This window comes from Streptomyces sp. NBC_00310, from assembly GCF_036208085.1.
Lineage (GTDB): Bacteria > Actinomycetota > Actinomycetes > Streptomycetales > Streptomycetaceae > Streptomyces.
On the sequence record NZ_CP130714.1, the window covers coordinates 9,474,474 to 9,500,731 of the forward strand.

Below are 26,258 nucleotides of genomic sequence, written 5' to 3' on the forward strand. Positions count from 1 at the left end.
CCCGGTGTGCGGCATAAGGGCGTTCCGCCTACCGTGGCTCGCATGGGTGAAGCGGTGGAACTGGAGGCGGCGGGGCGGACGGTACGGCTGTCCAGCCCGGGCAAGGTCTTCTTCCCGGAGCGCGGCTTCACCAAGCTGGACCTCGCCCGGTACTACATCTCCGTCGGCCCCGGCATCCTGCGGGCCCTGCGCGACCGGCCCACCACGCTGGAGCGCTACCCGGAGGGCGTGACCGGTGAGAACTTCTTCCAGAAGCGGGCCCCCAAGAACATGCCCGACTGGATCCCCACCGCCCACATCACCTTCCCCAGCGGCCGCAGCGCCGACGAGATGTGCCCCACCGAGGTCGCCGCCGTCGTATGGGCCGCCCAGTTCGGCACGCTCACCTTCCATCCCTGGCCGGTCCGTCGAGGCGACGTCGACCGCCCCGACGAACTCCGCATCGACCTCGATCCCCAGCCCGGCACCGACTACCACGACGCGGTCCGCGCCGCGCACGAGCTCCGTGAGGTCCTGCACGAGTACGGCGGTCTGCGGGGCTGGCCCAAGACCTCCGGCGGCCGTGGCCTGCACGTCTTCGTGCCGATCCGGCCCGACTGGACCTTCACCCAGGTGCGCCGGGCGGCCATCGCCGTCGCCCGCGAGCTGGAGCGCCGGATGCCGGAGCAGGTGACCACGGCCTGGTGGAAGGAGGAACGCGGCGCGAAGATCTTCGTCGACTACAACCAGACCGCCCGCGACCGCACCATCGCCTCCGCCTACTCCGTGCGACCCCGCCCGCACGCACCCGTCTCCGCGCCCCTCACCTGGGACGAGGTGGGCGTCGCCGTGCCGCGCGACTTCGACCTGGGGACGATGCCGCCGCGCTTCGCCGAGGTCGGTGACGTGCACGCCGACATGGACGACCACGCGTTCTCCCTGGAGGCGCTGCTGGAGCTGGCCGCGCGGGACGAACACGACCATGGGCTCGGTGATCTGCCGTATCCGCCGGAGTATCCGAAGATGCCGGGTGAGCCGAAGCGGGTGCAGCCGAGCCGGGCGAAGAAGGAGTAGCGCTCCGCCGGGTGCGCCACGACGAGACGTGGTGATGACGCCGCGCGCCGGTGGGGCTTGTCGCGCAGTTCCCCGCGCCCCTTTCGGGGCGCGGGGATGCCGGCGGCCCTACAGTTCCTTGATCCGGATGTCCCGGTAGGAGACGACATCCGTCGTGCCGTGCACCTGGAGTCCGACATGGCCGGAGGCGAACCGTCGCCCGTCCGTGCCCGGGTCGTCCGAGCGGGGCGGGGTGAAGTCCTGGCCGCCGATGTTGTCGAACTCGTTGATCAGGACGCCGTTGCGGTAGACCGAGTAGTGCTGGTCGACCACGCGGATCTCGTAGTCGTTCCAGGTGCCCTTCTGGGTGACGCCCGCACCGGCGAGCCCCACCCGGTCGAAGCCGTAGACCGACCCCGTCTTGTACATGTCGCCGTCGGGCCGGTCGAGGACCTGCACCTCATGGCCGTACTTGATGGCCACCCACTCCGGCCGCGACTCCTCCGGGTGGTCGTGGACCCCGGGGAAGCGTACGAACACACCGGAGTTGGCGTTGGACGTGCCGGGCGCGTCGTCACGCCACTGCAGGCGCAGCGAGAAGTCGCCGTACTTCCGCTCGGGGAACCACAGCATGCCGAGCCCGGCCTTCGTCGTACCGGAGGTGATCGAGCCGTCGGGGTTCAGCCCGAACGAACCGCCGCCCACCTGCTGCCACTTGGCGAACGACTCGGCGGTGCCGTCGAGGATCGTCCGGTAGCCCTCCGTCTGCCCGGGCCTGCCGATGCCCGACTCCGCCGCCGCTTCCCGCACGGCGTTGTACTCGCGCAGGTCGACGACCCCTTCCCTGAACAGCTTGTCGAGGACGGTGTCCACGTGCTTCAGGAACAGCGCGTGGGACGTCCATTCCTTCTCGTCCTCGATCAACTCGTTGATGCGGCACCGGTTGTTGGTGACCCGGTTCGGCACACCCGAGTCGACCGTCCCGACGAAGACCGTCAACCGCTCGTCGTACTCGGCGCAGTTGGGCGCGGGAACGCCGCCGCCCGAGACGACCGTGAAGCTGACGGAACGGGCCGCGGCGGTGTTCCCCGCCTTGTCGCTCGCCCGGTACGTCACCGTGTGCGTGCCCGCGCGGTCCACCGACACGGGTGCGGTGTAGGCGAGATAGGGGCCGCCGTCCAGTGAGTACTCGATCGCGGCGACACCCGAGCCGCCGTGGTCCGTGGCGCTGACGGTGACCTTCGCGCTCCTGAGGTACGCGCCGGCGGAGTTCCGGTCGCCCTCGACGGTCACGCCGGTCACCGGGGGAGTCGTGTCGTCGGCCGGCGGGGCGACGACGGTGAAGCCGACGCTCTTCTCGGCCGCGACGTTCCCCGCCTTGTCCGTGGCCCGGTACCGCACCTTGTGGGAGCCGACCTCGTGCACCATCACGGGCGAGGTGTACGGCTGCCAGGCACCCGAGTCACCGAGCGCGTACTCGACGGTGTTGACCCCCGAGCCGGTGTCCGACGCGGAGACGGTGACCGTCGCCATGGACACGTAGTCGCCCTGCGGGTTCCGCTCCCCGGCCACCGTCGCCGAGGTCTCCGGAGCCGTCGTGTCGTCCGTCGGCGGGGCGACGACGGTGAACCCGACGCTCTTCTCGGCCGCCGTGTTGCCCGCCTTGTCGACCGCGCGGTAGCGGACCTTGTGGGCGCCGACCTGATCGATCACCACGGGCGTGGTGTACGGCAGCCAGGCGCCGGTGTCGCCGATCGCGTACTCGATCCGCTCGACACCCGAGCCGCCCGTGTCGGTCGCGCTCACCGCCACGGACGCCGAACCGACGTACGCCCCCTGGGAGTTCTGCACCCCGCTGACCTGGGCCGCCGTCTGAGGCGCGGTGGTGTCCTCGCCGGTGCCCTCGTTCACCACGAGGATGCCCTGCATCTGACCGTGCCCGGGGATCGTGCAGTAGAACCGGTAGCGGCCCGGGGTGAGCGTGACCTCGGCGGTGTGGCGGCCGCCCTGGTCGTCGCCGGGGTTGGCCAGGATGTTGAGCGGGACGTCGTTGTTGTACTCCGGATCGGAGACGTCGAACGTCAACGTGTGCGGCATCCCCATGGTGTTGCCGGTCGCCGTGCTGTTCTCGAAGACGATGGTGGTCGGGCCCGCCACCGCGGTCCGCGGGGCGGTCAGGTACTTGGTGATGTCGTCGCCGGCGGTCCAGGTCAGTACCTGGGCGGCGGCGGCCGGGTCCCGCGCCCCCTCCGTACGGCCGGACGCGGGCGTCGACGTGAGCCCGAGCACCATCAGCAGGGCCGCCAACAAGGCCGCCCACAAGCGTCTCTCCCGCATCACTCCGCCTTCCTCGCCAGCTCGTCGGCGGCCGGCGTCGGACCGCCGCCCGTGTAAGTGACGCGCCACAACGCCGACTTGGCGTCCGAGGTGAAGAAGCCGCGCCCGTAGTCCAGGACGTACAGCGCGCCGTCCGGCCCGAACTTCCAGTCCATGAGGTTCCTGATGCCGTCGGTCCCGACGGGCACGATCTTCTTCAGCGACTCCGCGTGGATCGGGAGACCGCCGCTGCCCTGGTTCTTCGGGTCGGTGAGCACCGCGTGGCGCGGCTGGTCGGCGTCGTAGAAGTCGCCGACGAACCACTTGCCGTCCCAGTAGGCGGGCCACCGGCCGGAGTCGGAACCGGACGCGGAGTACCGGTAGACCGGGCCGTTCATCGTGGCCTGGCCGCCGCCCTTGAGCCACGGCAGCAGGTACGTGGCCTCCTCGTTCTTGTACGAGGGGATGCCGTCCGCGTCCCGGGGGAAGTCGGGGGCGCCGCCCTGCGGGGAGTACCAGATGTTGTTGCCGGTCACCGGGGGCAGGTTGACGAGGCCGTCGTTGTTCGGGGACTCGTTCTTCGGGTGGTCGCAGTCGTACCAGCCCAGCGGCTTCGACGGGTCCGGCAGGTTGCGGTCCCGGTAGGGCTGCTTGTTGCCCATGCAGTACGGCCAACCCCGGTTGCCCGCCTCGGTGATGGCGGCGAACGTGTCGTACTTCGCCGGGCCCCAGGTCGTCGACGGCGCGCTCGCGTCCGGGCCGACCCAGCCGGCGTAGAGGACGTCGGTCTGCCGGTCGACGAAGATCCGTGCGGGGTTCCTGACGCCCATCACATAGATCTCGCCGCGTGTCTTGCCGCCGCCCTCGTCCGTTTCCTCGCCGGTGAAGAGGTTGCCCGCGGGCAGGGTGTAGGTGCCGTCGGGCTCCGGGTGGATGCGCAGGATCTTGCCGTTGAGGTTGTTGGTGTTGCCGGCGGTGCGACGGGCGTCGGCGAACGAGACGCCCTTGTAGTGGGGCTCCGGGTTGTTGCCCGAGTAACCACCGCTGAAGCCACTGGAGTTGTTGTCGCCGGTCGCGATGTACAGATTGCCCCGGGAGTCCCAGGTCATCCCGCCGCCCGCATGGCAGCAACTGTGGATCTGCACCGGCCACTTGAGCAGCACCTTCTCGCTGCCCAGGTCCAGCCTGTTGGTCGCGAGGTCGAGGGTGAAGCGGGAGACCCGGCGCTCGGCCATCCGGGTGTCACGGTTGATCCGCGAGTGCGGTGTGTAGTGCAGGTACACCCAGCCGTTCTGCTGGAAACCCGGATCCAACTCGATCCCCAGCAGGCCCTCTTCGACCTTGATCAGCTCGTCGCCGCCGCCCTTGTTGCCGAAGACCGTGAGCGCGCCCGCGAGAGTGACCCTCTTCGTCCTCGGGTCATAGACGTGGACCTCGCCCTTGCCCTTGCCGATGTCCGGACTGTTCCAGTCGGTGACCACGGGCTGGGACGAGTCGGCGCCGCCCCGGCCGATGTAGAGGACCCGCCCGTCGGGTGCGGTGACCAGGCCGTGCGGCTCGCCGATCTGGTCGTTCTGCCCCGGCTGGTTGGGCTGGGTCAGCCGCTCCGCCTTGTAGTTGGCGTCGATCGTCGCCTTGCAGTCCGCCCGGGTCAGGCGGGACGTCCACAACAGGGCGCCACGCAGATGCGTACGGAAGTCCGTCTCGTCGTACGCCGAGACCGTCCCGCCCATGCCTGTGTAGAAGGAACGCCCGCCGTCGTAGTCTCGGCACCAACTCACCGGGTGGTCCCACCCGTTGGCGCTCGTTCCCGGCTGGTACGTCGACTCGCGCACCCGGGCCACGGTGTGGACGGTGCCGGACGGGTTCTTCGTCCAGTTGAACCACTTGTCGGGCCGCTTCCACTGCACCGGCAGGTCCTTGGTGGCCGGATGCCGCCGGTCACCGACCTCAACGGTCGCACGCTGTACGGTCGTCGGGCTGGACGTTGCCGGGCGGGCACCGATCAGGCCCGTGAACCAGTCCGAGTACGGCTCGGCGCGGGCCGCGTCATGGACACCGAGGAAACCGCCCCCCGCCTCCATGTAGGCCTCGAGTCCCGCCTCCTGCTCGGGGTCCAGGACGTCACCGCCGCCGGTGAGGAAGACGACGGCGTTGAAGCCGCTCAGCCGGGTCTCGTCGGTGAAGACGGAGGCGTCGCCGGTGGCGACGACCCCGAAGCGTTCGGAAGCCGGCCCGGACAGCCCGATCCGCTCGATCGCCTCGATCCCGGCGTTCACGACGGGCGACTCGTCCCCGGCCGCCGCGGAGCCGTGGAAGATCAGCACCTGAGGACCGGAGCCGCCCGGCGGCGACTTGATCGACATCGTTGTCAGCGGTGGTTCCGGCGCCGGGCGCGCCTGGGCCGCGGGGCCCGACAGCAGTCCCGCCGTGACGACCGAGGCGGTCAGGGTGGCCGCCCAGGCCCGTCTCCTCGCGTCGCTCAACCCTCGTAAGTACATGGGCACCTCCTCGGTCACAGCAACAGCGCCAAGGAAGCTAGCCCCCTTTGATGCGGCTCGCCAATACCTATGACCTGAATGGTCTGAACTTTGTCCTGGGTGTGGATAAACAGTCGGGCGGCCGCTACCGTCTCACAGGTTGATCACAGGTGCGTCTCCGCAAGATCCGTATCAGGGTGGGGAGTTCCGCATGGACGGGATGGACAGACGAGGGTTCAACCGGAGGGTGCTGCTGGGCGGCGCGGCCGCCGCGACATCGTTGTCCGTGGCCATCGAGACCGTCGGTACTCCTGAGGCCGCGAGTGCCGCCACGCGGGCGAGGACGGCCCCGGCGGGCGGCGAGGTCAAGCACCTCAAGATGTACGCCGAGAAGCTGCCCGGCGGGCAGATGGGCTACGGCTTCGAGAAGGGCAAGGCCTCGATCCCGGGCCCGTTGATCGAGCTCAACGAGGGCGACACGCTGCACATCGAGTTCGAGAACACGATGGACGTGGCGGCGAGCCTGCACGTCCACGGCCTCGACTACGAGACCTCCAGCGACGGCACCAGGCTGAACAGGAGCGACGTGGAGCCGGGCGGCACCCGCACCTACACCTGGCGCACCCACGCCCCCGGCGCCCGCAAGGACGGCACCTGGCGCGCCGGCAGCGCCGGCTACTGGCACTACCACGACCATGTCGTCGGCACCGAACACGGCACGGGCGGCCTCCGCAAGGGTCTCTACGGCCCGGTCGTCGTCCGCCGCAAGGGCGATGTCCTCCCCGACAAGACCGTCACCGTCGTCTTCAACGACCTGCTCATCAACAACAAGCCCGCGCACTCCGGCCCCCACTTCGACGCGACCGTGGGCGACCGCGTCGAGTTCGTCGTCATCACGCACGGCGAGTACTACCACACCTTCCACATGCACGGTCACCGCTGGGCCGACAACCGCACCGGCATGCTCACCGGCCCCGACGACTCCAGCCAGGTCGTCGACAACAAGATCGTCGGCCCCGCCGACTCCTTCGGTTTCCAGGTCATCGCGGGCGAGGGCGTCGGAGCCGGCGCCTGGATGTACCACTGCCACGTCCAGAGCCACTCCGACATGGGCATGGTGGGCCTGTTCCTGGTGCGCAGGACGGACGGGACGATTCCCGGGTACGAGCCGCATGCGCCGCACGGCGCCGCCGACCCGGATGCGTCCGGCACGTCCGGCACGTCCGGCACGTCCGGCACGTCCGGCACGTCCGGGGCGTCCCACGAGCACTGAAGGTCCGATGGTGAGCCCGCGTCCCGGGAAAGCTTCGCGGGGACGGGTGGAACCCCGCGTCAGGGACAGAGCTTGATGTTGCCCGTTGCCCGTTGCCCGTTGCCCGTTGCCCGCTGCCCGTTGCCCGCTGCCCGCTGCCCGCTGTCCACGACGCGCGGGCGAGCCCTCGGCGCTACACGAGGCGGATGACGCGCTTGCCGCGGGCGTGGCCGGTTTCGGTGGCTCGGTGGGCGTCCTGGATCTCGTCCAGGGGATACACGCGCTCGATGACCGGGCGCAGGTCTGCCTTGTCGACGTGATCGGCGAGGGTTTTCAGGTCCGCGCGTCGGGGGAGGGCCGCGAGCAGGCGTACGCGGGGGCCGGGCAGGACGACGGACAGCAGGGCGAACGGTATGGCGCTGGAGGACGTCGTGGCGATGCGACCGCCGGGGCGGAGGGCTCGGCGGTAGTCGCGGAGCGAGGAGCCGTGGCAGTCGAGGATGGCGTCGAACTCCTTCTTGAGGGCGTTCGGTGGGGTGGTGGCGTAGTCCAGGGCGACGTCGGCGCCGAGTTCGCGGCAGAACGGGGCGTTGGCGGCGCCGGCGATGGTGGTGACGTGGGCTCCCCGGGCGTGGGCCAGTTGGATCGCCGTGCTGCCGACGCCGCCGCTCGCGCCGACCACGAGCAGTCGTTGGCCCGAGCGCAGGCGCAGGGTGTCCCGCAGGGCGCGCAGTGCGGTGACGCCGACCGAGGGCAGGGCGGCGGCGGCCACCAGGTCGGTGCCGCTGGGTGCCGCGCTGATGGCCTGGGCTTTGGCCAGGATGTACGCGCCGGCCGCGCCCTCCCGTCCGGAGAAGTCGCCGAGAATGCCCCACACGTGTTCGCCCACCGTGAGGTCGGTGACCTCGCTGCCGAGTTCGACCACCTCCCCGGCGAAGTCGAGGCCGGTGCGTTTGGGGAAGCGTCGTCCGGTGATCAGACGCATCGCGCCGGAGCGGATCTTCACGTCGATCGGGTTGACGCTGGTCGCGTGGACCCGAACGAGCACCTGGCCCGGCCCGGGGGACGGACGCGGGACGGTACGGACGGAGAGCACTTCGGGGCCTCCGTAACGGTCGTACTGGACGGCGCGCATCATCAACGGGTCAGGCGACATGGGAGGGCTCCTGGGCCGGCGATTCGGTGGAGTTGAAGGCGGCGAACAGGCCGATGGTGGGCACGATCAGGTCTCTTCCCGTCAAGCGACGGATGTCAGGAGCAGGAGACGGCGACCTTGCCCGGGGTGCTCGCGCCGAAGGCGGCGAACGCCTCCGTGGCCCGCTCCAGCGGGTAGGCGGCGGTGACCGGCACGCGCAGCCCGCCCGAGACGACCTGCTCGGCCAGGAAGGTCAGGGTCTGGGCGTTGGGGCCGGCCATGATCGTGTGGACGGTGATGTCCTGGCCCTTGACGTCGTCCTGGGTCAGGCCGGTGGCGGAGGCGAGCTGTCCGCCCGGCCGCAGCAGACCCGCCAGCGCCGCGCCGTCGCCCGCCAGGTGCAGCACCGCGTCCACGCCGTCCGGGGCGACCGCGCGGACTTGGGCTTCCAGGTCGCCGGTGAAGTCGACCACGTGGACTTCGGCGTCGGTCAGGCCGGTGACGAAGTCGGTCTGTGTGCCGGGGCGGGCGGTCGCGATCACCTTCACGCCGCGGGCGGCGGCGAGCTGCACCGCCAGCGCGCCCACCCCGCCGGAGGCTCCCGAGATCAGCAGCGTCCCGCCCTCGGCCGGGGCCACGGCGTTCAGGCTCTCCAGGGCGGTCGCCCCGGCCACGGCCAGCGCACCCGCGTCCTCCGCCTTCAGGCCCGCGGGGATGTGGGCGACGCCGTGTCCCGCGGGCACGGTGACGTACTGGGCCAGCGACCCGGCGCCCAGGTACGGCTTCATCACCGCGCCGAAGACCGCGTCACCGACCGCGAAGCCGTCCGCGTCCTCACCGACGGCCTCGACGGTGCCCGCGAAGTCCTGGCCGAGCACGAGCGGGAACCGATGCTCCATAAACGCTTGCGTGTAGCCGGCGGCGGTGGCGGCGTCGATGCCGTTCAGTGAGGCGGCGGCCACCTTCACCAGTAGTTCCCCGGCCTCCGGGCGAGGCATGTCCACCTCGGTCACGGCCGGGGTCGAGGGAACGGATTCGAGCGTGACAGCGCGCATGACGGCACCCTTCGGTAAGTGAAACGGCCTCCCCGTTTCCACCGCGCACAGCGTAACAACAAAAATGGGTAACCCGTTCCACTTGGATGGAGTGAAGGCATGACTTCTTCCCCGACTCCCGGCGACACCCCGGACCGGCAGCCCGGAGCGGGACTGCGCGCCGACGCCGAACGCAACCGCTGCCGCATCCTGGCCGCCGCCCGCAGCCTCTACGCCCGTGCCGGACTCGGGGTGTCCATGGCCTCCATCGCCCGCGAGGCCGGCGTCGGCCAAGCCACCCTCTCCCGCCGCTTCCCCTCCAAGGACGACATGGTCGCCGCCGTCTTCGCCGAACGCATGGACGCCTACGCCGCCGCCGTCACCGCCGCCCTGGACGACCCCGACCCCTGGCACGGCTTCACCGGCTACCTCCACGCCATCTGCGCCATGCAGGCCGCCGACCGCGGCTTCGCCGACGTCCTGACCATGACCTTCCCCACCGCCAAGACCCTGGAGATCCGCCGCGCCGAGGCGTACGACCGGCTGCTCGAACTCATCACCCGCGCCAAGGACACCGGGCACCTGCGCGACGACTTCACCCACCAGGACGTCGTCATCCTGCTCATCGCCAACGCCGGAGTCGTCACCGCCACCGGAGACGCCGCCCCCGACACCTGGCGCCGCCTCGTCGCCCACATGGTCCGCTCCTACGCCGCGCCCGGCGCCCCGGTCCCCCCGCTGCCCGAAGCGCCCCCGCCCGCCGCCCTCCACCGCGCCATGATCCGCCTCACCCGGGACACCACCGTGTGAGCCTCAGTCCGCCGGGCGCGGTACCGCCCGCCCTGCGGGAAGCAGGCGCCGGGGCGCTTCACCCCCGGCGGCGGCTCCGTGGACCCCGTGCCGATGTTCGGCGACGTCGACGCGGTCGCAGCGGCCCCGCGCTACCGGGTCATCAACCTGCACACGATGCCGGCCGGCACCGGAGTGACGGCGCCCACGGGGCGATCAGCGGCTGGATCAAGGGGCGGTTCCTTGTCGTCGTTGCTCGGACGGGGGATTCGGATGGACGGGCATGACCGAGGTGGTGAGGTCGCCGCGATCGGCCGAGCGGATCGTGACGGGCAGGTCGGGCCCCCGCAGATCGAGCATCACGTCGGGCCCGACGGCGGTGCTCACGGCCGGATAGAGCGTGGTCACCTCGAACCAGATGTCGAGGGCCCGTCCCGTCACGGCGGCCGGCAGCGGCATCGCGGGCTGCTCGTCACCGCCCACCAGGATCTCCGTCCCGTGATCGGCCACGTGCAGGGCGACCTGTTCGCCACCGCACGCCTCCAGCGCCCGCAGGGCCCCGTCCTTCGAGAGCGTCACGCGGGTGGTGACCTCGGGCAGCGACGCGAGCATCAGCCGGAAGTCAGGGAACTCCTGCGGAAGCAACCGGCAGTACTGGTCCTCACGGTCCGCCCTGCGCAGCCAGATCCCGTGCGCCGTCGCTTCGACGCGCACCAGAGCGCTGCGGCGGACCTCGGCGACCGCGGCCCGCAGTTCGTCGCCGCTGACCGTGCCCGCCCACGTGGTCGTCGGCGGCTCGGGCGGCATCAGCGTCCGGGTCGAGAGCCGGTAGCGATCGGTCGCGGTCAGGGTGACCGCCTCGTGATCCGTCTCGATGCGCACACCGCCGAGTACCGGCAGGTCCGGCTCCCGCGTGGTCGCGGTCAGTACCTGCTCGACCGCGTCGGCCAGCACGGGCCCCTTCAGCGTGGCGATCGGCAGCCCCGGCACGTCACCGAGGGACGACTTGATGAGAACGGCCGTACGCCGCGCGGCCGCAGCGTCCCCGAGAACCCGGGCGACATGGTCGTCGATCAGCCGCGTCGCCTCCTCGGGCCCGGCATCGAGGACCGCCTCGACAGTGGTGAGCGGCATGGAGATCTCCCGCAGCCGGCGCAGGGCGGTGGCCCGGTTCATCTGGTCGGCGGTGTAGTAGCGATAACCCGAGGCCGGGTCGACCTCGGCGGGATGCAGCAGCCCGGAGTCGGCGTAGAACCGCAGCGCGCTGGAGGTCAGGCCACTGCGTCGCGCGAAGTCACCGATCGGCATCAGTTCGGAATCTGGCATCCGGCCATCCTTGGGCTTCGACCAACTCGAAGGTCAACACCCACAGCCGGGTCGGCCGCCCGCCGCCGATCCGGGAGCGCTCTCAACGCCTTCGCCCACGGGGCTATCCTGATCGAAACCGCCCCGGAGGAGTGTTCCGAAGTGACCGAGACAGCGTCGCGTCCCACGCTGGAGGCCGTGGCCGCGCGGGCCGGGGTGTCCAGGGCGACGGTCTCGCGGGTCGTCAACGGGGGCGAGGGCGTTCGGGAGCCGCTGGTCGAGCGGGTGCGCAGGGCGGTCGAGGAGCTCGGATACGTGCCGAACCAGGCCGCCCGCAGTCTCGTCACCCGACGACACGACGCCGTGGCCGTGGTGATCGCCGAGCCGGAGACCAGGGTCTTCGCGGATCCCTTCTTCGCCCTCCAACTCCGGGGAATCAGCAAGGAGTTGACCGCGCACGACTCACAGCTCGTGCTGCTGCTCACCGAAGGGCCCGAGGACTACGCGCGGGTGGGCCGGTATCTCGCCGGCGGGCACGTCGACGGGGCGCTCGTGTTCTCGCTGCACCTCGACGACCCTCTGCCGGGACTGATCCGGGGGGCCGGCGTCCCGACCGTGTTCGGCGGCCGGCCCGGCTGGGCCGACGGCACGCGCGGCGACACGCCCACCGTCTATGTCGACAGCGACAACCGGGGTGGCGCGCGGGACGCCGTACGCCATCTCGTCGGCCTCGGCCGCACCCGGATCGCCCACATCACCGGGCCCCTCGACCAGACCTCCGCCGTGGACCGGCTCGACGGGTTCCGGGACGTCATGGTGGACGCCGATCCCCGGCTGATCGTGGAGGGCGACTTCACCCCGGCGGGCGGGGAGCGCGCCATGCGGGAACTGCTCGACCTCTGCCCGGAGTTGGACGCGGTGTTCGCCGCCAACGACGTATCCGCGTCCGGCGCGCTGAGGGTGCTGCGGGAGAGCGGGCGGCGGATTCCCGAGGACGTCGCCGTGGTGGGCTTCGACGACATGTTGCCGGTGGCCGAGCAGTCCGATCCGCCCCTGACGACGGTCCGTCAGGACATAGAGGAGATGGGGCGGTTGATGGCCCGACTGCTGCTCCGGGGGCTCGCCGACGCGCCGTCCAGTGTCGTCCTGCCGACCACACTGGTACGACGCGCCTCCGCGTAGAACCAGCGCCCCGTAAGGGGCGCGGGGAACTGCGCGACCAGCCACGACGTTGGTGGTGCGGACGGCGATCGCGGCTTTTTTCAGCGGAGCGCTCAGGCGCCCACCGTCACCGTGAACCGGCGAGGGTTGCCGTCGTGGGCCGCCCCGGACACGTCAGGCTGACCGTCGGGGCGTACGTCGTCGTACGGAAAGGCGTACCCGATGGGCGAGTTGGCGTGCACCACGCGCGACCAGTGGTTCGTCACGGTCCCCCGGTAGTAGTCGGCCGCCGTCGCCCCGTTCGGCTGTGTGGGGTGGGTGAGCATGATCGAGCGGTTGAAGCCGGCGGCGAGACGGGCGAGGAGGGCCTTCGTGTCGTCGGGATCGCCGGGGTTGTTGGCGAACGGGCCGTGGTTGCAGGTGAAGATGTCCTTCGAGGTCGGCTTGGCGAAGGAGTGGCCGCCGGTGAAGGTGAGGGTGTCGCCGGAGACCCGGCCGGCGAGGACGCCCCGGCCGCCCTGGAGGTCGATCCTCAGGTCCGTCCCCCGGTACTTCTCCCACACCTGGTCGACGTACGCGTTCCAGTAGGCGCGGAACGGCATCCGGTCGGGCTGCCCGAAGTACGGCGCCATCAGGTTCTGCGGCGAGATGACCCGCAGCACCCTGCCGTCGCCGCCCCGGATGACGAGCTGGTCCCACGGCTGGCCGTCCCGCGCCGACTGCGCCACCAGGTCCGCGGCGATCCGGTCCACCGCCCCGTCGGGCAGCGGGGCGACCGTGTGCGTGGTGTCGCCCTCCAGCGTGAGCCCGATCGGCAGGGCCGTCACCAGGTCGACGTAACTGATGTTGGCGAACAGCTGGGTGGAGTTGAACGTGAATTCGCAGAACGACCACGTCTTGCCGTAGTTGCGGTCGGCGGGCGTCGCGAAGGCGGGCTCGACCAGCGCCGGGCCCGGGTTGAGGAAGAACTCCAGGGTGTTGTCCCGAACGAAGTAGACGCGGGCGCCGAACATATGAGGCAACGTCAGCACAATGGGCGCCGAACCGGCCGCGCCGAGCGGGATCGCGCAGTCGACCGGCAGCGGTGTCTGCGGCGCCGAGGGCGAGGCCGGCCGATAGACGCTTCCGTCGGCCCGCAGCAGCACCCAGGCGCCCGTCGACTCCTCGTGCCCGGTGACGTACGCCCGGACCGTGCCCGGCAACGAGGCGTTGTGGAGGGCGAGTTGACAGCTCGCCGGCGCGGCCTGGGCGGGAGCGCCGAGGGCACCCCCGACGGCGGTGGCGCCGACCGCGGCAGCGGTCGTGGACAGAAACGTACGGCGGGAGATCACGATGGCCTCCTGGGACGTGGGGGAGTGGAGGCACAGCGGATGGGGCCCCTGCTGTGGTGCACCCACTGTTCCCAGGGGAGGTTGAGGCGTCAAGACTTATGACTGAGAGCGCTCTCAGGAATGTGCCGCGTTCATGAGGTGACGACAGGCCGAACGGCGTCCGGGCACGGCCCCGCGCCGTCGGCCGACTCGGCCTCAGCCCTCCGGTTGCTCGCTCCTGATCACCGCGAACCGCGCCCCGTAAGGGTCGGCGAGCTTGGCGAAGCGCCCCGCACCCGCGAGGTCGGTGGCGGGCAGCCGGACGCTGCCACCCAGCTCCCGCGCCCGGCTCACCACGGCGTCCGGGTCCGGGACCTCGAAGTACGGCAGCCAGTACGGCCCGGATCCGGTCTCGCTCGGGTCCTCGTCGATCGGGACGATGCCGCCGAACATGGACCTCGGTTCGGTCCCCGCCGGGTTCACACAGGTGTAGCTGCCGCCGGCGATGTCGATCGCGGAGGTCTCCCAGCCGAACACGGAGTTGAAGAACCCGGCGGCAGCGGGCAGATCCGGCGTGTACAGCTCCAGCCAGCACAGCGCTCCGGGGTCCGTGACGACGTCCAGGCCCGTGATGCGGTGGGGCTCCCAGACGCCGAAGGGCACGCCCGCCCGGTCGGCGAGGATCGCCATCCGGCCCTCGTCCGCCACGTCCATGGGCTGCGACAGCACCGAGCCGTGGGCCTGCTCGACGGCCTTGGCCGTGGCATCGGCGTCCGGTGTCCGGAAGTAGATGTTCCAGGACGGCGGACCCTGCTCCGGGGGGTTCTGCATGCCGGCCGCGGCCGTGCGGCCGTCGAGCTGGAAGAAGCCGTAGCCGCCCATCTCGGGGCCGGCGGACCGGAACTGCCAGCCGAAGAGGTGGTGGTAGAAGGAGGCGGCGCCTTCGATGTCGGGGGTGCCGAGGTCGATCCAGTTCGGGGCGCCGGTGACATAACGGGTGGTGAGCATTGCTGCGCTCCTCTGCAGGGGTCTGAGGGGCCCGTTGCCCGTACTGCCGAGTCTGGCACCGCCCACGGACCAGCGCCCGCGCATCGGCCGGACCCGGCCGCGCGCGCCGTCGTGCGTTGCCCACCGGCCCGGGGAACACTGAGGGCCGGAGGAGGACCGGGGCGCCGTGTTGATGTCGCGTTGATCGAACGTTTTTCGGCGCGCGGCACGATGCTGTGCATGCACAACGACACGATCACCCCAATCGACAGTGCCTGGCAGGCGCGGGCGCTGTGTGCGCAGACGGGGGCCGACTTCTTCTTTCCGGAGCCCGGCAGCTCGGTGCGTGAGGCGAAGCGCATCTGCGGCATGTGCGAGATGCGGACGGCTTGTCTCGAGTACGCCCTGTCCCACGACGAACGGTTCGGTGTCTGGGGCGGGCTGTCCGAGAAGGAGAGACTGCGGCTCCGGCGCACCGAGAACGGCTGACTCGACCGCGCGGACACCGCTGACCGACCGCGAACCGCCGTGCTCCGCAAGCCGGTTCGATGAAAATGCGTTAGGCGCCGTCCAGGGCGGGCGCATAGGATCCGGCAAGCGGTCCGGACGTAGCGCAGAGGCAGGCGCACCGCCTTGTCAGGGCGGAAACGCCGGTTCGAATCCGGTCGTCCGGACCGCGCTCGACGGTTGCGCACCGAGCACCACGCTCGGCGTTCCGCGGATCCGAAGGCCGCGTGGGTCGCTCGGAGCAGAGGTACACGGCACGGGACACGCGGGGCGGGGCACGTATGGGTGACGGCGGCGAGATCACCGAGAGGATCACCGAGGAAGAGCTGGCGGCCTTCCACCGTACGGTCGGCAGGCTGCGGGCGCTGCCCGTCGACGACCCCGTGCGGCTACGGGCCGAGCAGGTCGCCGCGTCGTTCGCGCGCGACAGCCGACTTCGTCGTCGTAAGGCCCTCGGCGCCGAGAAGTCCGCCGCGGACGCCGCCGTGATGGCCGCGACCGCCACCGGCGCCCTGGAGCGGCGCGAGGACGCGCCGCTGGCCGCCTCCGTGCCGGGCGGGGGCGGAGTCTTCCTGAAGCCGCGCACCTGTTATGTCTGCAAGACGCCCTATCGACAGGTCGACTCCTTCTATCACCGGCTGTGCCCGGAGTGCGCCGTCGACAACACCGCCCGCCGCGCCCTGAGCACCGACCTGAGCGGCCGCCGGGTGCTGCTCACCGGCGGCCGGGTGAAGATCGGCTTCCAGCTGGCGCTGATGATGCTGCGTGACGGCGCCGACCTGCTCGTCACCAGCCGATTCCCGCACGACACCGTGCGGCGCTTCCGCGCCGAGCCTGCCAGCGAGAAGTGGCTCGACCGGCTCACCGTCGTCGCCGTCGACCTGCGGGATCCGCGCCAAGTACTGGGCCTGTGCGAGCAGTTGCGGCAGGAGGGCGTACCGCTCGACATCCTGGTGAACAACGCGGCCCAGACGGTACGGCGGCCACCGGAGTCGTATGCGCTGCTGTCCGCCGGAGAGTACGAGGCGCTGCCCGAAGGGGCGCGGCAGGCACCCGGGTTCACGCCGATGCGGATGCTGGAGGACGGGGCCGCCGCCCTGCCGGTCGCGTTGCGCGAGGCCGACGAGGCAGGGCTGCTGCCCGACCCCTCACCGGAGAACTCCTGGTCGGCGCGGCTGGGCGAACTCGACCCGGCGGAGGTCCTGGAGACCCAGCTGGTCAACTCCCTCGCCCCGGCGCTCCTCTGCGACCGGCTGCTGCCGCTGCTGCTCGCCGCCCCGCATCCTCGCCGTTACGTGGTCAACGTGACCGCCGTCGAGGGCCGGTTCGCGGTGCGCAACAAGACGGCCGGGCATCCGCACACCAATATGGCCAAGGCCGCCCTCAACATGCTCACCCGGACCAGCGCCGCCGAACTCGCGGGCCAGGGTGTCCACATGTGCGCCGTGGACACCGGCTGGATCACCGACGAGAACCCCGCCCCGAAGAAACACCGCATGGCCGGCGCCGGCTTCCGCACCCCGCTCGACATCGTCGACGGCGCGGCCCGCGTCTACGACCCGATCGTGCGCGGTGAGGCGGGCGACCCGGTGTCGGGGGTGTTCCTGAAGGACTACAGGGAGGCGGAATGGTGAGGGGGACGATCGGCCGAAGCGCCGTCATCCAGGGCGCGGGGCTGTGTCGACCTGCGGCTCCGCCGCGTGGGCGCGACCGGCCCCCACGCACCCGCGGACGAACGACTAGGCTTGATTCCCAAGGCGGGGCCGTAGCGCAGAGGCAGGCGCGTCGGTCTCCAAAACCGGAACACGCTGGTTCGAATCCAGCCGCCCCGCCCCCTGCGCCTCACGCCACCCGCGATGAGCGGTTACGCCCCGGCGGCCCGCGCGGCCATCCGCGCCTTGCGCGCCGCGAGCTTCTCGTCGAACTTGCGGGCCTCCGCGTCGAGGCCGCCCATGTAGAGGCCGAGCTCCTCCTGGGCCTTCATGCCCTCGGGGCCGAGGCCGTCGATCTCCATGATCTTCAGGAAGCGGATGACGGGCGCGAGGACGTCGTCGTGGTGGATGCGCATGTTGTAGACCTCGCCGATGGCCATCTGCGCGGCGGCGCGCTCGAAGCCGGGCATGCCGTGGCCGGGCATGCGGAAGTCGACGACGACGTCGCGGACGGCCTGCATGGTGAGGTCGGGGGCGAACTCGAACGCGGCCTTCAGCAGGTTCCGGTAGAAGATCATGTGGAGGTTCTCGTCGGCCGCGATGCGCGCCAGCATGCGGTCGCACACGGGGTCACCGGAGTGGTGACCGGTGTTGCGGTGCGAGACACGGGTGGCGAGCTCCTGGAAGGCGACGTACGCGACCGTGTGGAGCATCGAGTGCCGGTTGTCCGACTCGAAGCCCTCGCCCATGTGGGACATGCGGAACTCTTCGAGCTTGTCCGGGTCCACGGCGCGCGAGGCGAGCAGGTAGTCGCGCATCACGATGCCGTGCCGGCCCTCCTCCGCGGTCCAGCGGTGCACCCAGGTGCCCCAGGCGCCGTCACGGCCGAAGAGGGTGGCGATCTCGTGGTGGTAGCTGGGCAGGTTGTCCTCGGTCAGGAGGTTCACCACGAGGGCGATCCGGCCGACCTCGGTGACCTTCGACTGCCCCTTCTCCCAGGCCTCGCCGTCCTCGAAGAAGCCGGGGAAGTTGCGGCCGTCGCTCCACGGCACGTACTCGTGCGGCATCCAGTCCTTGGTGACCTTCAGGTGCCGGTTGAGTTCCTTCTCGACGACTTCCTCCAGCGCGTACAGCAGCCGCGCGTCGGTCCACTCGTTGGACGGGCTGCCGAGGTGAGGAGAAGTGATCGACACAGACGCTCCAGGGGACAAACAGGGGGCAAGTTCTCGTGGGCGGTCACGGGCGGGTGACCTCAACCTACGGCATCGTAGGCTACGAACCCGTAGGTTACGATGCCGTAGGTTAAGTGCGCTGTAAAGAGCCCTGATCAGCGGGGTCCCGCCGACGATCGGCGGGCACGCCGAAGGCCCCGTTGACCCGCAGGTCCCGGGGTCGACAGGGCTGGGGGATCACCCGTCAGGCGTACAGCTCCCGCAGCCGCACCGAGAGGCATGTCACACAGCCCTCGAGCTTCTCGAACTCGCTGATGTCGACCACGACGGGCTCGTACCCGAGGTCGGAGTACAGCTCCGCCGTCTTCGGCGCGCTCGCCGCCATCAGCAGCTTGTCGCCGCCGAGGAGCACCACGTGCGCCCCGGCCTCCTCGGGCACCGGCAGGAAGCGCCCGAACAACGACGGCGTGTCCATCTTCGGGATGTGCCCGACCACCGTGCCGTCGGGCAGCGCGGTGATCGCCGACTTCAGATGCAGCACCTTGCTCACGGGCGCGGAGACCACCCGCGCCCCGAGAGGCTCGAACGCGGCCCGCAGCTGCTGGACCCCGGCCGCGTTGGTGCGCCCGCCCCGGCCCACGAACACGGTGTCGCCGACCTTGAGGACGTCGCCGCCCTCCAGCGTGCCCGGCGCCCAGACCCAGTTCACCGAGCAGCCGAGCGCGGCCACGGCCTCCTCGATCCCCTCGGTCTCGTCCCGCCGGGACTCGGCGCCGGGGCGCGCGATCAGGGCCACGTTCTTGTACATGACCACGGTGTCCTCGACGAACACCGAGTCCGGGCAGTCGTCGGCCGGGTCCACCTCGATCGTCTCCCAGCCGTGGTCGCGCAGGGCCTCCCCGTACGCCTCCCACTGCTCGACCGCGAGGTCGACGTCCACCTTCGTGCGTGCGACGTGCGTGACGAGGCCTTCGGCCAGGCGGGGGCTGGGGCGGCGGACGAGGGCCTTCTTGCTGGGCACGTGTGGGACTCCGAATCGAACGAGGGCTTTCCGGCGCCCGTGAAGCGACGCCGGTCCGCCATCATGCAGCCCCGGTCCACCCGGACAAAACCCCCGTGGGCAGGCTGTGGCCCTCCTGAGATACTCGGCGGTAGCCAAGCCGGCCCTGGGCGCCCCCGCCGGTCGGCCGGGTCAGCCGGTCGTCCCGATCTCCTCCGGCGTGGTCGCCCGCAGCTCTCCCTCCTCCATCAGCAGCCACCGGGTGATCCCGAGCGACTCCAGGAACGGCAGGTCGTGGCTGGCCACGATCAGCGCGCCCTCGTACGACTCCAGGGCGGTCGTCAGCTGCCGCACGCTCGCCATGTCCAGGTTGTTCGTCGGCTCGTCCAGCATCAGCAGCTGCGGGGCGGGCTCGGCGAGCATCAGGGCGGCCAGGGCCGCCCGGAAGCGCTCCCCGCCGGACAGCGTCGCCGCCGGCTGGTCGGCGCGGGCGCCCCGGAACAGGAAGCGGGCGAGGCGGGCCCGGACCCGGTTGTTGGTGGCGTCCGGCGCGAACCGGGCCACGTTCTCGGCGACCGTGAGCCCGTCGTCGAGGACGTCGAGCCGCTGCGGCAGGAACCGCATCGGCACATGCGCCCTCGTCTCGCCGCTCACCGGCTGGAGCTCGCCCGCGATCGTCCGCAGCAGCGTGGTCTTGCCCGCGCCGTTGCGGCCGATCAGCGCGATCCGCTCCGGGCCGCGCAGGTCGAATCCACCCCTCACCCGGGCGCCGTACCTCAGCTCCAGGTCCAGCAGGGTCAGGACGGTACGGCCCGGCGGTACGGCCGTGTACGGCAGTTCCACGCGGATCTCGTCCTCGTCCCGTACGGCCTCCACCGCCTCGTCGAGCCGCTCCTTGGCCCCGGCGAGCCGTTCCTCGTGCAGGAGGCGGTGCTTGCCCGCGGACTCCTGGGCCGCGCGCTTGCGGGCCCCCATGACGATCTTCGGCTCGCGCTTCTGCTCGAACATCTTCTGCCCGTACCGCTTGCGGCGGGCCAACTTGACCTGAGCGTCGACGAGTTCACGCTTCTGCTTCTTCAGGTCGGACTCGGCGACCCGCACCATCCGTTCGGCGGCCTCCTGTTCGGCGGCGAGTGCCTCCTCGTACGCGGAGAAGTTGCCGCCGTACCAGGTGACCTCGCCGGAGTGCAGATCCGCGATCTGGTCGACCAGGTCCAGGAGTTCACGGTCGTGGCTGACCACGATCATGACTCCGGACCAGGACTCGACGGCGTCGTACAGCCGGCGCCGCGCGTACAGGTCCAGGTTGTTGGTCGGCTCGTCCAGGAGGAGGACGTCGGGGCGGCGCAGCAGCAGCGCGGCCAGGCGCAGCAGTACCGACTCGCCGCCCGAGACCTCGCCGATCGTGCGGTCCAGATCGACGTGACCCAGGCCGAGTTGGCCGAGGGTCGCCAGCGCGCGCTCCTCGACGTCCCAGTCGTCGCCGACCGCCGTGAAGTGCTCCTCGGCCACGTCGCCCGCCTCGATGGCGTGCAGCGCGGAGCGGGCGGCGGCGATACCGAGTGCCTCGTCGACCTTCAGACCGGTGTCGAGCGTGACGTTCTGCGGGAGGTAGCCGACCTCGCCGGCCACGCGAACGGTGCCCTCGGACGGAGTGAGTTCACCGGCGATCAGCTTCAACAGGGTCGATTTTCCCGAGCCGTTGACGCCGACGAGCCCGGTCCGGCCGGGACCGAACGCGATCTGCAGATCGTCGAAGACGGGGGTGCCGTCGGGCCAGGCGAAGGCCAGGGACGTGCAGGTGAGGGAAAGGGGACTAGACATGAGGAACCTCGCGAGTGCGGGAAACGGCCAGGGGCGACGCGTTCGAAACACCGCGAGGGGCGACACGACGAGGGCAGACGGAGGCAAGAGAAAAGCCCGCTGCCGGAGGACGGCTCGTACGCCGAGGTCGCACGCTACGCACACAGCGATGCCGGGAAACGGCAGGGTGTGTGACGCGGTGTCTCAGGACCTCAGACGAGCAACGTCCTTCTCCAATCGACGGCAACATTGACCGTGGAACAACGTACGGACGGGGCCGGAAGGGTGTCAACGCATTAATGCGGCACCCGGCTCAGAGCGGCACCCGGCTCGGTGCGGCACCCGGCCGAGAGCGGCGCGGATCGGCGCCCGGGCCGGCCGCCCCCGGGCGGAGCCGGGCGGGGCGGAGCGGGGCGGCGTCTGGAGGCACGACCTCAGCAGGCGTCCCGCATCAGCTCCGCGAGGTCGTGGTCCAGGTCGACCTGGTGGTGTTCCAGGCCGAGCGGCACCAGCTCGGTGGAACGCTCCAGGAAGCGCCGTACCTCGGTGGCGTGGACGTGCACCACGGCGGTGCCCTCCGGGGCGTGGAACTCCAGGACCAGCCGCTCGTAGCCGTACGGGCGGACCCGTACGTCCCCGTAGCCGACCGATTCCTCCATGCCGGTCACGAGGAGTTCGCGGGCGAAGGTCCAGCAGACCTCGACACCCTCCAGCGTGGCCGGGGCGGGGAAGGTCATACGGACGGCGAAGGGATCGCGACGGTCGTAGTGGAGCGTTGCGGGAATGCTCGGCATCCGCGGCGCGGCGGCGACGAGACGGGCCTCTACGGGCTGCTCGATGACGGTGGACAACGCCTTGCTCCCTTGTGACGGGTGGACGGACTCCGGATGGCTGGGGCCGGGCATTTCAGAAGACGCCGGATCGGGCCGATCCGTGCACATGAGGGTCGAGTGACCTCTGTCACCGAGCCCAATCACTGAGGTGATCCATTTCTCATCCCGTGTACCGGGATATGGGAGAGGACACCGGACACCGTCCGGCGGTTCCCGGCCGAGGGCATCTGGACGGCACCGGATCGGTGCACTAGCTTCGCCCGCCATGAGGGGCTTGGGGCAGTCGAGACGGATGAGTCGGACGAGTCGGACGATGACGACGGGCCTGGCCGCGGCGGCACTCGCCGCCGCCCTGGCGGTGCCCGCACAGGCGCACGGGGAGGGCCGTCCACCCCACTGGGAACTGAAGGAGACCGGCACGGACGTGCGCTTTCGCGGTCTCGCCGCCGTCAGCCGGAACAGCGCGTGGCTGGCGGGTTCCGCGGGGACCGTGCTGCGGACCGGCGACGGGGGCAGGACCTGGCGCAACGTCTCACCTCCCGGCGCACAGGATCTGCAGTTCCGGGACATCGAGGCATTCGACGCACGCAGGGCGGTCGTGCTGGCCATCGGTGAGGGCGAGGCCTCCCGCGTGTACCGCACGGGCGACGGCGGCGCGACGTGGACCGAGTCGTTCCGCAACACCGATCCGCGCGCCTTCTACGACTGCCTCACCTTCTTCGACCCCCGCCACGGACTCGCCATGAGCGACCCGGTGGACGGGAAGTTCCGCATCCTGTCCACCAAGGACGGCGGCCGCTCCTGGAAGGTCCTGCCGAACGAGGGCATGCCGCCGGCCCTGGAGGGCGAGGCGGGCTTCGCGGCGAGCGGGCAGTGCCTGGTCAACTCCGGCCCCCGTGACGTGTGGCTGGCGACCGGAGGCGCCGCCCGCGCGCGGGTGCTCCACTCCGCCGACCGAGGGCTGACCTGGACGGTCGCCGACACGACCGTCCCGGCAGGCGACCCGGCCCGGGGCGTCTTCGCGCTCGCCTTCCGTGACCGGGCGCACGGCATCGCCGTCGGCGGCGACTACCGCGCCGACCAGCCGTCCCCGCGGGCCGCGGCCACCACCGGCGACGCCGGCCGCACCTGGACGACCGCCGCGCAGCCGCCGCCCGCCTACCGCTCCGGCGTCGCCTGGCTCCCGTACAGCCGTACGACCGCCCTCGCCGTCGGCCCCACGGGCACCGACCTCACCGCCGACGGCGGCCGCACCTGGCGCACGGTCGACACCGGCTCGTACGACACCGTCGACTGCACTCCGGACCGGGGCTGCTGGGCGGCGGGGGAGAAGGGGCGCGTGGCCCGCCTGGAGAACTGACCGGCACGGGGTTGGACCGGCCGAAACGGGTACTTGTGGCGTGTTCGAGTCACGAAGGGAGTGAGCGACCATGCCACGCGGTTCGAGCCCCAAGAGGGAACGCCAGTACGAGCACATCAAGGAGGGCGCCGAGGACCGCGGTGAGAGCGAGTCGCGCGCCAAGGAGATCGCCGCCCGGACCGTCAACAAGGAACGCGCCCGGTCCGGAGAGTCCAGGACCGCGAGCCGCACCTCCACGCAGGACATGTCGTCGGGCAGGCGCGGTGGTCAGCGCTCGCACAAGGGATCCGCGGGGCCCACGTACGACCAGCTCTACGAGGAGGCCAAGCGGCGGGGCGTCCAGGGCCGTTCGGGCATGAACAAGAGCCGGCTCAAGCGCGCCCTGGGCGACAAGTAGCCCCGGGCCGCGCCCGCGCGCCGGGATGCGTACGCTCGTCAGCACCATGACGACCGTACGCATCCCCGCGGGCTGGCCCGCCACCGAAGAGCAAGCCCTCGCCGTGCAGGACGAGTTGCGGGGGAGGACGGTCCTCGACGAGACCGGACCGCCGCCCGGTGGCGGGCACGTCACCGGCGTGGACGTGGCGTACGACGACGAGCGGGACGTCGTCGCGGCGGCGGCCGTGGTCCTGGACGCGGCCACGCTCGACGTGGTGGCGCAGGCCACGGCGATCGGGCAGGTCTCCTTCCCGTATGTCCCCGGCCTGCTCGCGTTCCGGGAGATCCCGACCGTGCTGGCGGCGCTCGACGCGCTGCCGTGCGACCCCGGTCTGGTCGTCTGTGACGGCTACGGCCTCGCGCATCCCCGCCGCTTCGGCCTCGCCTCGCACCTGGGCGTCCTCACCGGGCTCCCCACGATCGGCGTCGCCAAGAACCCCTTCACCTTCACGTACGACGACCCCGGCACCCCGCGCGGCAGCGCCTCCCCGCTTCTCGCGGGCTCGGAGGAGGTGGGGCGTGCCCTGCGCACCCGCGACGGCGTCAAGCCGGTCTTCGTCTCCGTCGGCCACCGCGTGAGCCTCGCCAACGCCTGCGCCCACACCCTCGCCCTCACCCCGGCCTACCGCCTGCCGGAAACCACCCGCCACGCCGACTCCCTCTGCCGCCGGGCTCTGAAGGACACGACCGACTGAACCTCCGGGCCGACCGGTCCGCAGGAGGGGCTGTCGGGACGCTCCCGTACGGGCGGGCGGGCGTACCGACCACGTACCTGAGTACGAACTGAGTACGTGTACGGATGTCGGCGCGGCGTCATGATCGGCAGGCTGTGCCGTATGACGACGCACCGAGCCCCGAAGCCCGCCGCCAGCCACACCCAGTCCGTCGAGCGCGCCGTGACGACCGGACTGCTCCTCGCCGTGATCGCCGGACTGGCCTGGATCACCGGCATGGTCTACACGGTGACGGGGTGGGCCCAGTAGGGCCCGCACGCGTACGCCGAGCGGGCTCGTTCGTTACTGGGACGCCGCCACCCGGAACGTGATCCCCGCCGCGCGCAGCCGCTCGATCAGCGCGTCGCCCATCGCGACCGCCGTCGTGACCTGCCCCGCCGTGGCCGGGAGGTCGTCGAGGGCCAGGCACAGCGCGGACTCGGCGAACATCTTCGCCGTCTCGCCGTAGCCGGGGTCGCCGCCCGAGACCTCGGTGAAGACCCGGCGCCCGCCGCCCTCGCCGACGAACCGGACCGAGAACCAGCTCTTCGCCCGCTTCTCCGCGCTCGGCCCCTCACCCGGCTTGAGCCGGTCGCCCAACCACCGCCGCACGGGCGGCACTTGGGCCGCGGCGACGACCGCGCCGACGAACGCGACCCCGCCCACCGCGAAGGGGAGGGTCTTGACGGCCGCGTAGTGGCGGTAGCGGAAGTCCGGCCCGTAGCGCTGCAGGGCGCGCGCCGAGCGCTGCACCACCTGCGCGTCGATGGTCGGCAGCGGAAGCGCCCACGCCCCGACCTCCTTGGCGAACCGGGGCGCGCCCACCGGCGCGTACGCCCGTCGCCCCACCATGCGCGGTTCGTGCCGCTTGCGTTCCTGCGCGGCGGCCATCGTCTGCCGGGTGCGCGAGAACCCGGTGAGCGCGGAGTTGAACGTACCGCCGGAGAACATGCCCTCGGCGCGCACGAAGCCGTCCACGGTGATCGGCACGTCCTTCGGGAGCTGCCGCACCGTGAAGTACGCGCCCAGGTCGTGCGGTATCGAGTCGAAGCCCGCCGCGTGCACGATGCGGGCGCCGGTCTCACGCGCCCGGGCGTCGTGTCTGACGAACGTCAGGTCGACGAACTCGGGTTCGCCGGTGAGGTCCAGATAGTCGGTGCCCTCGTCGGCGCAGGCGGCCACCAATTCCTCGCCGTGGGTGATGTACGGGCCGACGGTCGTGGCCACCACCCGTGTCTGCCGGGCGAGTTCGCGCACGGCCCGCGCGTCGGAGCCGTCCGCCTGGAGCACGCCGATCTCCGTGCCGCCGGGCAGCCGCTCGCGCAGCGCCGCGAGCTTCTCCGCGTTGCGCCCGGCGATCGCCCAGCGCAGTCCGTCGGGCGCGTTCTCGGCGAGATACTCCGCGGTGAGCTCCCCGACGAACCCCGTGGCCCCGTAGAGCACGATGTCGTACGCCCGCTCGGCCTTGCCCTGCTCACTGCTCATGGAACCCCTCAGCACTCGCACACGACTCGTCCACGCGCCGTTGTCGGTGGCTGAGGCTAGCGTGAGGGACGAGCAGCCGAGCGCGCGGGATCCGGAGGTGGCCGTGACCGTACCGAAGAGCGCCCTGAAAAAGTGGGAGAAGGTGCGCGAGTTCGCCCTCGGGATGCCCGGTGCGGTGGAGGAGTTCCCGTGGGGCGAGAGCGTCGCGAAGGTCAACAAGAAGGTCTTCGTGTTCCTCGGCACGGATGACGGCGGCTATCCGCTGGGCGTCACCGTCAAGCTCAGGGACGAGGAGAGCCATGCCCACGCCCTGACCTGCCCCGGTGCCGAGCCGGCGGGGTACGGCCTGGGCAAGGCGGGGTGGGTGCGCGTCCCACTGGAGGAGAAGGGCGCCCCGGGCGCGGAGCTGCTGTGCGACTGGGTCGAGGAGAGCTACCGCGTGATCGCACCGAAGAAGCTGATAGCCGAGCTGGAGGCCCGCTGAGATCGGACAC

At 71.1% G+C, this 26,258-nt stretch carries 23 protein-coding genes and 2 tRNA genes; 13 read left to right on the forward strand and 12 right to left on the reverse strand.

Going from position 1 to position 26,258, the window contains the following annotated elements:
- Nucleotides 1–42: 42 nt before the first annotated feature.
- Nucleotides 43–1,053, forward strand: a complete 1,011-nt coding sequence (gene ligD, locus OG202_RS41295) for a non-homologous end-joining DNA ligase (RefSeq protein ID WP_328224424.1) — start codon at nt 43–45, stop codon at nt 1,051–1,053.
- Between the two features lie 108 nt (nt 1,054–1,161).
- Here the strand turns inward: ligD and OG202_RS41300 are convergent, their stop codons facing one another.
- Entirely contained in the window at nt 1,162–3,369 is a 2,208-nt protein-coding gene (locus tag OG202_RS41300; RefSeq protein ID WP_326574582.1) for an OmpL47-type beta-barrel domain-containing protein, read from the reverse strand.
- Nucleotides 3,369–5,849 carry a ThuA domain-containing protein gene (locus OG202_RS41305; protein ID WP_328224426.1) on the reverse strand — a complete coding sequence of 827 codons (2,481 nt, stop codon included), beginning with the start codon at nt 5,847–5,849 and terminating at the stop codon, nt 3,369–3,371. Before OG202_RS41305 ends, OG202_RS41300 begins: the two co-directional genes overlap by 1 nt.
- Nucleotides 5,850–6,048: 199 nt before the next feature.
- Between OG202_RS41305 and OG202_RS41310 the strand changes: the two genes are divergently transcribed.
- On the forward strand, nt 6,049–7,101 hold the full coding sequence (locus OG202_RS41310) for a multicopper oxidase domain-containing protein (RefSeq protein ID WP_328224783.1): 1,053 nt from the start codon (nt 6,049–6,051) through the stop codon (nt 7,099–7,101).
- Between the two features lie 172 nt (nt 7,102–7,273).
- Here the strand turns inward: OG202_RS41310 and OG202_RS41315 are convergent, their stop codons facing one another.
- On the reverse strand, nt 7,274–8,236 hold the full coding sequence (locus OG202_RS41315; protein ID WP_328224427.1) for an NAD(P)-dependent alcohol dehydrogenase: 963 nt from the start codon (nt 8,234–8,236) through the stop codon (nt 7,274–7,276).
- 95 nt (nt 8,237–8,331) lie between these two features.
- On the reverse strand, nt 8,332–9,270 hold the full coding sequence (locus OG202_RS41320) for an NADP-dependent oxidoreductase (protein WP_328224428.1): 939 nt from the start codon (nt 9,268–9,270) through the stop codon (nt 8,332–8,334).
- Nucleotides 9,271–9,369: 99 nt separating this feature from the next.
- Here OG202_RS41320 and OG202_RS41325 point away from each other — a divergent pair, with 99 nt between their 5' ends.
- Complete coding sequence (locus tag OG202_RS41325) at nt 9,370–10,059, forward strand: TetR/AcrR family transcriptional regulator (protein ID WP_327726797.1); 690 nt, start codon at nt 9,370–9,372, stop codon at nt 10,057–10,059.
- 207 nt (nt 10,060–10,266) lie between these two features.
- Here OG202_RS41325 and OG202_RS41330 read toward each other — a convergent pair whose 3' ends face one another.
- Complete coding sequence (locus OG202_RS41330; protein ID WP_328224430.1) at nt 10,267–11,364, reverse strand: DNA polymerase III subunit beta family protein; 1,098 nt, start codon at nt 11,362–11,364, stop codon at nt 10,267–10,269.
- A gap of 141 nt (nt 11,365–11,505) precedes the next feature.
- On the opposite strand from OG202_RS41330, the gene OG202_RS41335 reads away from it, so the two are divergent.
- A complete protein-coding gene (locus OG202_RS41335; protein WP_326574576.1) occupies nt 11,506–12,525 on the forward strand; it encodes a LacI family DNA-binding transcriptional regulator in 1,020 nt (339 codons plus the stop codon).
- A 92-nt stretch (nt 12,526–12,617) separates the two neighbouring features.
- On the opposite strand, the gene OG202_RS41340 is transcribed toward OG202_RS41335, so the two are convergent.
- Nucleotides 12,618–13,835, reverse strand: coding sequence for a glycoside hydrolase family 64 protein (locus OG202_RS41340; RefSeq protein WP_328224431.1), 1,218 nt, complete (start codon nt 13,833–13,835; stop codon nt 12,618–12,620).
- Between the two features lie 195 nt (nt 13,836–14,030).
- A complete protein-coding gene (locus OG202_RS41345; protein WP_326574574.1) occupies nt 14,031–14,822 on the reverse strand; it encodes a VOC family protein in 792 nt (263 codons plus the stop codon).
- Nucleotides 14,823–15,041: 219 nt separating this feature from the next.
- On the opposite strand from OG202_RS41345, the gene OG202_RS41350 reads away from it, so the two are divergent.
- From OG202_RS41350 to OG202_RS41365, 4 genes are all read left to right on the forward strand, one after another.
- Nucleotides 15,042–15,290 (forward strand): WhiB family transcriptional regulator, encoded by a 249-nt coding sequence (locus OG202_RS41350; protein ID WP_326574573.1) that lies wholly within the window; start codon nt 15,042–15,044, stop codon nt 15,288–15,290.
- Nucleotides 15,291–15,403: 113 nt separating this feature from the next.
- Nucleotides 15,404–15,475, forward strand: a tRNA-Asp gene (locus tag OG202_RS41355).
- Nucleotides 15,476–15,589: 114 nt separating this feature from the next.
- Nucleotides 15,590–16,942: an SDR family oxidoreductase gene (locus OG202_RS41360; RefSeq protein WP_328224432.1), complete on the forward strand. Its 1,353-nt coding sequence runs from the start codon at nt 15,590–15,592 to the stop codon at nt 16,940–16,942.
- 123 nt (nt 16,943–17,065) lie between these two features.
- A tRNA-Trp gene (locus OG202_RS41365) sits at nt 17,066–17,141 on the forward strand.
- Nucleotides 17,142–17,172: 31 nt separating this feature from the next.
- Here the strand turns inward: OG202_RS41365 and OG202_RS41370 are convergent.
- The 4 genes from OG202_RS41370 to OG202_RS41385 form a co-directional block, all read right to left on the reverse strand.
- The gene (locus OG202_RS41370; RefSeq protein WP_326574571.1) at nt 17,173–18,153 is read right to left on the reverse strand and encodes an acyl-ACP desaturase; all 981 of its coding nucleotides are present in this window, start codon (nt 18,151–18,153) and stop codon (nt 17,173–17,175) included.
- A gap of 223 nt (nt 18,154–18,376) precedes the next feature.
- Nucleotides 18,377–19,153: a dimethylargininase gene (ddaH, locus tag OG202_RS41375; RefSeq protein WP_326574570.1), complete on the reverse strand. Its 777-nt coding sequence runs from the start codon at nt 19,151–19,153 to the stop codon at nt 18,377–18,379.
- 171 nt (nt 19,154–19,324) lie between these two features.
- Entirely contained in the window at nt 19,325–20,956 is a 1,632-nt protein-coding gene (locus OG202_RS41380; protein WP_328224433.1) for an ABC-F family ATP-binding cassette domain-containing protein, read from the reverse strand.
- 413 nt (nt 20,957–21,369) lie between these two features.
- The gene (locus OG202_RS41385) at nt 21,370–21,786 is read right to left on the reverse strand and encodes an SsgA family sporulation/cell division regulator (protein WP_326574568.1); all 417 of its coding nucleotides are present in this window, start codon (nt 21,784–21,786) and stop codon (nt 21,370–21,372) included.
- Between the two features lie 295 nt (nt 21,787–22,081).
- Here OG202_RS41385 and OG202_RS41390 point away from each other — a divergent pair, with 295 nt between their 5' ends.
- From OG202_RS41390 to mmpA, 4 genes are all read left to right on the forward strand, one after another.
- The gene (locus OG202_RS41390; RefSeq protein ID WP_328224434.1) at nt 22,082–23,128 is read left to right on the forward strand and encodes a WD40/YVTN/BNR-like repeat-containing protein; all 1,047 of its coding nucleotides are present in this window, start codon (nt 22,082–22,084) and stop codon (nt 23,126–23,128) included.
- A 70-nt stretch (nt 23,129–23,198) separates the two neighbouring features.
- A complete protein-coding gene (locus OG202_RS41395) occupies nt 23,199–23,525 on the forward strand; it encodes a plasmid stabilization protein (protein ID WP_328224435.1) in 327 nt (108 codons plus the stop codon).
- A gap of 46 nt (nt 23,526–23,571) precedes the next feature.
- Entirely contained in the window at nt 23,572–24,261 is a 690-nt protein-coding gene (locus OG202_RS41400; RefSeq protein WP_326574565.1) for an endonuclease V, read from the forward strand.
- 141 nt (nt 24,262–24,402) lie between these two features.
- Nucleotides 24,403–24,549, forward strand: a complete 147-nt coding sequence (gene mmpA, locus OG202_RS41405; protein WP_328224805.1) for a morphogenic membrane protein MmpA — start codon at nt 24,403–24,405, stop codon at nt 24,547–24,549.
- 33 nt (nt 24,550–24,582) lie between these two features.
- Here mmpA and OG202_RS41410 read toward each other — a convergent pair whose 3' ends face one another.
- Nucleotides 24,583–25,764: a saccharopine dehydrogenase family protein gene (locus OG202_RS41410; protein ID WP_326574564.1), complete on the reverse strand. Its 1,182-nt coding sequence runs from the start codon at nt 25,762–25,764 to the stop codon at nt 24,583–24,585.
- A gap of 163 nt (nt 25,765–25,927) precedes the next feature.
- On the opposite strand from OG202_RS41410, the gene OG202_RS41415 reads away from it, so the two are divergent.
- A complete protein-coding gene (locus OG202_RS41415) occupies nt 25,928–26,248 on the forward strand; it encodes an MmcQ/YjbR family DNA-binding protein (protein WP_443052365.1) in 321 nt (106 codons plus the stop codon).
- Nucleotides 26,249–26,258: the final 10 nt, after the last annotated feature.